This window comes from Streptomyces sp. NPDC048331, from assembly GCF_043201215.1.
Classification (GTDB): Bacteria; Actinomycetota; Actinomycetes; order Streptomycetales; family Streptomycetaceae; genus Streptomyces.
The window spans coordinates 1-5,922 of the sequence record NZ_JBICYT010000089.1 but is presented as its reverse complement, the minus strand read 5'-3'; the positions used below and the strand labels follow the sequence as shown (position 1 = coordinate 5,922).

Annotated in this window: 9 protein-coding genes; 5 read left to right on the top strand and 4 right to left on the bottom strand. The window is 68.3% G+C overall.

Annotated elements, in window-relative coordinates:
• Window positions 1-95: 95 nt before the first annotated feature.
• Window positions 96-641 carry a recombinase family protein gene (locus ACGFYY_RS42105; RefSeq protein WP_393717901.1) on the top strand — a complete coding sequence of 182 codons (546 nt, stop codon included), beginning with the start codon at window positions 96-98 and terminating at the stop codon, window positions 639-641.
• Between the two features lie 287 nt (window positions 642-928).
• On the top strand, window positions 929-1,333 hold the full coding sequence (locus ACGFYY_RS42100; RefSeq protein WP_393717899.1) for a hypothetical protein: 405 nt from the start codon (window positions 929-931) through the stop codon (window positions 1,331-1,333).
• On the opposite strand, the gene ACGFYY_RS42095 is transcribed toward ACGFYY_RS42100, so the two are convergent.
• Window positions 1,264-1,602 carry a hypothetical protein gene (locus tag ACGFYY_RS42095; RefSeq protein WP_393717897.1) on the bottom strand — a complete coding sequence of 113 codons (339 nt, stop codon included), beginning with the start codon at window positions 1,600-1,602 and terminating at the stop codon, window positions 1,264-1,266. The two genes, ACGFYY_RS42100 and ACGFYY_RS42095, sit on opposite strands and share 70 nt — an antisense overlap.
• Complete coding sequence (locus ACGFYY_RS42090; RefSeq protein ID WP_393717895.1) at window positions 1,584-2,330, bottom strand: hypothetical protein; 747 nt, start codon at window positions 2,328-2,330, stop codon at window positions 1,584-1,586. Before ACGFYY_RS42090 ends, ACGFYY_RS42095 begins: the two co-directional genes overlap by 19 nt.
• A 371-nt stretch (window positions 2,331-2,701) precedes the next feature.
• Between ACGFYY_RS42090 and ACGFYY_RS42085 the strand changes: the two genes are divergently transcribed.
• The gene (locus tag ACGFYY_RS42085) at window positions 2,702-2,848 is read left to right on the top strand and encodes a hypothetical protein (protein ID WP_393717893.1); all 147 of its coding nucleotides are present in this window, start codon (window positions 2,702-2,704) and stop codon (window positions 2,846-2,848) included.
• Between the two features lie 181 nt (window positions 2,849-3,029).
• Here ACGFYY_RS42085 and ACGFYY_RS42080 read toward each other — a convergent pair whose 3' ends face one another.
• Both ACGFYY_RS42080 and ACGFYY_RS42075 read right to left on the bottom strand, forming a co-directional pair.
• Window positions 3,030-3,695: a zeta toxin family protein gene (locus ACGFYY_RS42080; protein WP_393717891.1), complete on the bottom strand. Its 666-nt coding sequence runs from the start codon at window positions 3,693-3,695 to the stop codon at window positions 3,030-3,032.
• A complete protein-coding gene (locus ACGFYY_RS42075; RefSeq protein WP_393717889.1) occupies window positions 3,607-4,290 on the bottom strand; it encodes a zeta toxin family protein in 684 nt (227 codons plus the stop codon). The genes ACGFYY_RS42080 and ACGFYY_RS42075 overlap by 89 nt, the downstream gene beginning before the upstream one ends.
• On the opposite strand from ACGFYY_RS42075, the gene ACGFYY_RS42070 reads away from it, so the two are divergent.
• Together ACGFYY_RS42070 and ACGFYY_RS42065 are read left to right on the top strand one after the other, a co-directional pair.
• Window positions 4,285-5,010, top strand: coding sequence for a hypothetical protein (locus tag ACGFYY_RS42070; protein ID WP_393717887.1), 726 nt, complete (start codon window positions 4,285-4,287; stop codon window positions 5,008-5,010). The genes ACGFYY_RS42075 and ACGFYY_RS42070 overlap by 6 nt on opposite strands.
• A gap of 219 nt (window positions 5,011-5,229) precedes the next feature.
• The gene (locus ACGFYY_RS42065) at window positions 5,230-5,754 is read left to right on the top strand and encodes a hypothetical protein (RefSeq protein ID WP_393717885.1); all 525 of its coding nucleotides are present in this window, start codon (window positions 5,230-5,232) and stop codon (window positions 5,752-5,754) included.
• The last annotated feature ends 168 nt before the right edge of the window (window positions 5,755-5,922 follow it).

Here is a 5,922-nt window from a genome sequence, read left to right as displayed (position 1 = left end):
AACCTGGAGTGAGACACGAGACAGAGCAAGAGCTAACACTCGTACGAGGGACAGAACTTCACCCTCACGAGACACACTCAAACCGCAGAGCTAACATCAGGGTCAGCAGCGTCGACCAGAACACCGTCCGTCAGCTCGACGGCGCGGAAGTGGAACGCACCTTTACGGACAAGGCCTCCGGGAAGGATGCGGCCCGCCCGAAGCTGGAAGAGCTGATCGCGTTCGTGCGCGAGGGCGACACGGTGCTGGTGCACTCCATGGACCGGCTCGCACGCAACCTGGACGACCTGCGCCGCCTGGTACGGACGCTGACCGGCAAGGGGGTGCGGGTCGAGTTCGTCAAGGAGAGCCTCACCTTCACCGGGGAGGACTCGCCGATGGCGACCCTGCTGCTATCGGTGATGGGCGCGTTTGCCGAGTTCGAACGCGCCCTGATCCTGGAACGCCAGCGCGAGGGAATCGCCGCAGCCAAACAGCGCGGAGCCTACACCGGCCGCAAGCCCGCGCTCACCGACGACCAGGCCCGCGAGCTGCGCGAGCGCGCCGCCGCCGGCGAACAGAAATCCGCACTGGCCCGCGAGTTCGGCATCAGCCGCGAAACCGTCTACAGCTACCTGCGCGCAGTACCCACCGCCGACTGAGCCCGCCACGTCCCACGGCGCTTCGACACGCACGCAACTCCGGCCCACCTCCACCGTGGTGCAGATGACTCCGTGGTGCCCAGCGTATCCATACTCCCCTGCACGCAGCGGTGAACCCGCAGCTCGTCCGTACAGACGACTTCGAAAACTGACACATGATCCGGCGCCGATCCGGCCGTGCGTCGCCGGTTGCCGATCTTGCTCATCAATCGGTCGTTTGATGAACGGTCGGATCGGGTGCAGACCGGTCGATAAGATCGCCGGACACGGCTGGAGGGAAGACGCAAATGAGCAATCTGGGTGGCTACAAGACAATAACGACAGTTGTCAAAAGCCTCGGTGGGCCCGCCAAGGCCACGGTCATCGTCGGGTCCGTGGTCGCCACGGGCGGTTACATGGTCCTGCGATGCGCCGAAGCTGGAGTGAAGAATGCAGTCAAAGCGTCGAAGGCCGCTCTGGCGAAGAGGAACGCGCCCTGCGCGACGAAGGACCAGGTTTTCAAGGTCGTCTCCGACGGCGGAGACGACAGCGGCCTGAGACTGAGCGTCGGCGACGAGTACCGAGTGATGGATTGCGACGGGGACGCGATCCAGATCGAGGTGCTGGGCGGCGCCGGCAATCCCTACTTCGTGTCCGCCGCGTTCTTGAGGTCGGTTTCGGGCTTCCCAACAGAATCTGCTCCCTCGACGTAGATCTCCCGGCGCCGGATCGCGTCCCGCAGCGCCACCAGCACGCACAGCTCGTACGGGATGCGCTCGGCCTTGCCCTTGTCGTCGACGACCGCCTCGCGCCAGTCCTTGCGCACCACGCCATCCATCGGCACCGCGTCGCCCGCGTCGTAGAAGCGCGTCTTGCCGTCGACGTCGGCGTACTTCGCCAGCAGCGCGAGCGCGTCCATCACCGGCCGGTAGGCGGTGTTGTTGCAGCTGAAGCCCAGCGTGTTCAGCAGCGGCGGCAGCATCTGCCGGTAGTACGAGCTGTAGGAGGAGCGGAGCGTGGTGCGGACCTTGGCCTTGAACGCCTTCTCGTTTGCCTTCGCCTCCGCGACCAGGTCGCGCAGCGTCTTTTCCCCCACGACCGGGTACAGCACCGCGCGGACGGTCCCTCCGGCCGGCCCACCGCCACATCCGCGAGGCGGAAGAGGATGCCCTCCTTGCCCCGCACCTTCTTCAGCTCCACCGTCAGCTGCCGTTCCACCCGCCGCTCGGCACGGGTGTTGATCTTGTGGACCAGGGCGACGAGCAGTTCCACCAAGGCGTCGGTGATCTCCGCCTGGCGGGACGCGCACAGCGCGGCCAGCAGCGTCGTCCGCACATCCTCGGCGGCGTCCCGGAAGTCGGAGGGGTACATCTTGATCGCCCGTGCCCGCCACGCGGCCACCAGCTTCTCCGAGCAGTCCGCGAACAGCCCTTCCGGCAGACCGAGCTGCCGTACGGCGGTCAGTTTGGTGATCTCCGTCAGCAGCGAGGCCAGCAGAGCGGTGCCGTCCTCGTTGCCCTCCGCCACCAGGTCGAGCAGGCGGCGGGCACATACCTCGCCCAGGCGCGCGACGGTCTGCGCGCGGAAGACCCGGTCCGCCCGCGCCCGCGCGGCGGCCACGATCCGCTCGACTCGGCCCGGGGGCTCGATGCGGTCGCTACGGCACTGCACGAGCAGGGCATCGCGCAGCTGGTCCTCCACCAACTCCACCGGGCAGAACTCATCGGCGAGCCAGCCGTACCCGCGCCGAGAAGCTCGTGCAGGTCCACGTCCGCTGAACCCATGCGCTGTCGATCTCGGTCCGGATATCTCAGTAGCGAAGCAGAGTGACCGGTCGATTTCTTCGCAGGAGCAGGTGGATTGCGTCTCCTCCCTCCTGCCAGAGCTCAGGGCCAGCACGGTGTCATCCCAGGTCAGTGCCCTGCTGTCTCATAGATAGAGGTCACTTGACCGGGCACGCGTGTCAACGCCTCGGTAGCCACATAGAATTCGGGGTACCTCACGGAGCTTCCGTCCATATGCCCTGCCAGCCGGCAGGGGCCCCTGACGGGGGTCACCTCAGAAGCACCGGGAGGCGCAACATGGCGAACACCGACGGCATGGACAACGACGACGGGGAGGGACCCTACCAGCGCAGGCCTCCGTGGCAGCATGCTCTGGTGTTCTGGTCCCCGGTCTACGTGCCGGTGATCGCCGAAGTGATGAAGTGGCTCATCCCCCAGGGATGACCACCGCGCGATGAGACGGCCGGAGCCGGGACCGAGGCAGCAAAGAGCCCGGCCGGGAAAAGGTCGGCCGGGCTCGTAGCAGACGCATCACTGGGAGGGTTCGGCCTGGTTGCACCCGGGTCGGGCCCTCCACTGCACTGCGGGCTTGCGTGCACGCAAGCAAGGCTTGCGTGCACGCAAGCTACATCGTATCCACCGACACGTAAAAGTTGATTGGCAAGTACAGACCTGGGTGAGCTATCCGCGTCAGGACGAGGTGGCGGTCGGCGTCGAGCACAGTAACGGCGGCGATGTCCGGGGCGCTCGCCGCGGCGACCGTGATGTCGCCGGCTGCCCGGCAGGCCCGCGCGTGGGCGGCCGCCAGCGGCAGTTCAGTGACGACATCGAGTTCCAGGGCGCGGGCGTGACGGACGAACGTGTTCTGTCGGCTGTCCGCTTCCCTGTCGGCCAGCACGACCACCTCCACCCGGTACCCGGCCCGGGCGAAACGGCCCGCGCTCGCCAGGAAGTCGGCGGCGCTGGCGTAGTCGGACTCGATGACGAGGTCGCCGCGTCGCTCGCGTACGTACGCTTCGGCCTCCGCCTGCCATTCCTGCGCGTCGGTGCAGACCGCTTCGCCCGCGGTGCGCGGGGTGGTGGCCATCAGCTCCAGGTAGTCGGGGTGGGAGGCACGCGGGTTTTCCGGGTCCAGGCGGACCGCTCCGGGCCGCATCGCGCGGCGCAGCATCCGCCATGCCAGCAGGTGCCCGGCGCCGTGCTCACCGACGAGGTAGACGACGGCTGGGTTCGCCTGCGCGGTGATGCGGCGCAGGTAGGAGGGGACGATCAGCTCGTCGAAGACCCACATGTGCTCGTCCCTGCTGAGGCGGTGGTAGCCGGTTCCGGGCGGGCCGCTGTGCGGCCCGGCGGACCGGCTCGGCGGCCGCGGCGGCCCGCTCGGTGTCGCGGGAGACGGCAAGCCTGCGGTCCGCCGGCAGCCGCTCGTCGTGGACGAGGACTTCGGCCCGCACGAGGTCCCGGCGGAAGACACGGGTCTGGGGACCGTCCCAGGGGCGCAGCCGTTCGGCACGGACCACGGCGGCCGCACCTTCCCGGCGGATCCATCCGTCGGCCGCCAGCTCGTTGTCGTAGAGCGGCACCAGTCCTCGCCGGACCACCATCACCCGGTCCACCAGCCGCTCCGCCTCGACCAGCGCCACGGTGTTCGGCAGGCCGGTCGTACAGGCGTCCTGGTTGTCCCAGGCGACGTAGCGGCCGCCGCCGTCGGCGTCCGGGCCGAAGAACCTCTGTAGGACGGCCAGCTGGCTGACCGCCTCGGCGACGGCCAGGACCACCAGCTCGATCCGGTATCCGGCCGCGCGGTAGACGGCGGACACCGCGCGGATCTCGTCCCGAAGTTCAGCGAACTGCTCACCTATGCGCGGCCGGGCGACACCGTGCACATCTCCGAGATGTTCCGCCTCGTGCGCGGCAACCAGCACATCCTCGACGTGCTCGACGTCCTGCACCGTGACCGTCTCGCGCTTCGCATCCACGACGGCGCGTTCTCCGCCATGGACCTCACCGCCCGACACCCCCGCACCGGCGAGCTGCTGTCCACCGTGAAGTTCATGGTGCAGACCCTCGCCGCCGCCGGCGAACTCCAACGCGACCTCCAGCGCGAGCTGACCTACGACGGGCTGCGCGCCGCCGAGGCCAAGGGCGCGAAGGGCGGGCGCCGCCCCGCCGTGGCGGCCGCCCAGACCGCCGATGTACGCACCGCGTACCTGGAAGGCCGCTCCATCGCGGCCCTCGCCCGTGACCACGGCGTCAGTCGCGGCGCCATCCGTACCGCCGTCGCCGACCTCCTGCCCGACCACACCGCCAGCGAGGAGGGCGCGCCTGCCCTGGAGCTGCCGGTCACCCTCGACATGCCCGGCAAGGTCGCCGACTACCTCCGCACCACCGAACTGGAGCCCGCCGAGCGCGCCGCGCTCGACCAGGGGATGCCCGTACGGCGCGGCCAGGGCTGCACCCTGCGCGTCAGCGCCGTCCCCGCCGTACACCGCCAGCTTCTCGCCCGCTGCCAGCCGCTCGACGGCGGCCAGGGCCTTCCCGCAGTGCCGGCCCAGCGCAAGGCCCGCCGCGAGTATGAGAACAGGGTCAGCGCACTCGCGCCCTGACCATGATCGTTCTCACCGATAACCGCTGTACCGATGTTCCCCGAGGCCGGAGACCCCCGCGAGTTCACGGAAACTGAAGGGCTTTTCGCGGGAACCCGAGGATGGACTGTCGTGCTCTCGCGGGTTGACCCCTCGGGTTCAGACGAACACACGGGGTAGGTGCCGAGCGTACCGCCCCTGGGTGCCTTCCTCGGGAACGGTGCTGACACCGTAGGAGTCATGAGAGCAGAAGGCACGACACCGGAACCGGAACCCGCCACGCAGAGTGGCTTCACGTCTCTGGGGGAGGTGGCATGCCGCTATCAGGCGGATGAGATACCGCCGGAGGACCTGCCGATGATCGCGGCTGAGGCTCTGGCGGCAGGACTGGACTCTCCGACTCTGTGCGAACTCGCCGGTTGGCCTCGTAACGCGGATTCGCGCGATATTCGCGACGCCTTCGAGCAAGCACTTGCCGAGTCCGGGATCGGGTTGCCGGCTCGGGGCCTGGCACGGCGCCACGCTCTGCGCCGGATGGCGGCGAGACTCATCGCCGGAGAGATAACTCCTGCCGACCTGGCGACGGACGACTGGTGGGAGACGGAGGTCGAGACCTCGGCGGAGCAATTGTTCGTGGCGCTGATCCCGCAATGCGATTGCTGCATCGAGTACACGACGGGGCTTGACCAGTCGACATGGGCGGCCCAGTTGCGGAATGCTGCTCTCGCCCTGACATCGTCTCCGCCGATCGACCCCGGATGCTGACTCTGCCTGGCGTGCTCATCCTCAGCAAAGGCGTGGACCGGTCGAGCAGACTTCACTGAAGTGGCTGTTCAGCGGCACTGTCACGTTGGCTGACTGAGTGGAATGATCTTCGGGTTGGTCCTGCCGGGGGAGGGTCTTGCCGTGGAGAGTGCGTCGCCGTCGTACAGG